1 pseudogene is annotated in these 237 nt (G+C 43.0%); it reads right to left on the bottom strand.

What is annotated here, in order from left to right:
• Positions 1–237: pseudogene (locus tag FD23_RS11095) on the bottom strand (IS4 family transposase); the annotation flags it as partial.

Here is a 237-nt window from a genome sequence, read left to right as displayed (position 1 = left end):
TGCATGAATCGATAGTAGGTGTTTTTGGAGAAGCCAGCAGTACACTTGCCAGACTTCTGTTGCATGTACATGCTTCTGTCTGGAAACACATTACTGAAGATGTATGAAAGGATCGACCAAAGCGGGATTCCTTTGGACTTGCGGAGCCCACATCTACGGAGAAGCTCCATAACTTTGTAGTCCTTGAAGAACTTTTCAACAGAACTGGCAATTTTAGGTTCGTTCTTAGTATCGAAT

It is taken from the genome of Lactobacillus delbrueckii subsp. delbrueckii DSM 20074 = JCM 1012 (assembly GCF_001433875.1).
GTDB classification, from domain to species: Bacteria; Bacillota; Bacilli; order Lactobacillales; family Lactobacillaceae; genus Lactobacillus; species Lactobacillus delbrueckii.
This window is presented reverse-complemented; position numbering and strand designations above follow the sequence as displayed.